The organism is Acinetobacter sp. RF14B (genome assembly GCF_006864105.1).
Classification (GTDB): domain Bacteria; phylum Pseudomonadota; class Gammaproteobacteria; order Pseudomonadales; family Moraxellaceae; genus Acinetobacter; species Acinetobacter lwoffii_C.
Map to the genome: position 1 here is coordinate 1 of NZ_SMTB01000208.1, position 762 is coordinate 762.

Sequence of the window (762 nt, forward strand, 5' to 3'; positions counted from 1 at the left end):
GTATCTCTGAAATCATCTTTATCGCCATTTGGTATAAGTGTTCTCACTTCAATAATTTCAAAGCATTTTTTTCATGGCTGAAACAGGATAAAAGTCATTTATTTAAAAACTTACCTTGTTATCAACGCATGATTCACCTGATTAATATGCATCAATTAGCACTACATGCTTTACATGTAGCCTTAATGAAAGGTCAACGGAGCCAATATTTATGGGTTGACTCAACCACTTTACCTGTTTGTAAAAACCAACGGATTCAACGCCATAAATCATTATCTAAAATTGCTTCTCGCGGTAAAAGCTCAATGGGCTGGTTCTACGGCTGTAAATTACATGTTGTGATGAATCAACTTGGAGAAATAGTTTGTTCAGCATTATCCAATGGACATGTGGCTGACATAAAAATGGTTGAGCATTTGGTTGAAGGCTTAGAAGCAAAGCTTTACGCGGATCGTGGTTATATCAGCCAAGATTTAAAAAGTAGGTTGAAAGATCAAGGTATTGATTTAATTACTTATCATCGAAAGAATATGAAGTTTATTCAACTACAAGAATCTGATGAATATCACTTAAAACAGCGCAATAAAATAGAGACTTTATTCAGCCTATTGAAAGGACAGTACAATTTAGTGACGAGTAGAGTACGTAGTGTTTGTGGATTTCTAGGAGGGATTTATGCTTCATTGTGCGCATATCAATTGAGCCACAGAAATAAGCCAACCATTCGAGTAATCGAATAGTTGGCTTAAACAGGATTCAGGT

Annotated in this window: 1 protein-coding gene; it reads left to right on the plus strand. The window is 35.4% G+C overall.

Going from position 1 to position 762, the window contains the following annotated elements; translation table 11 throughout:
* Positions 1 to 740: IS982 family transposase (locus tag E2K52_RS14535; protein WP_151205696.1), on the plus strand; the 740-nt coding region annotated here is incomplete at its 5' end.
* Positions 741 to 762: the final 22 nt, after the last annotated feature.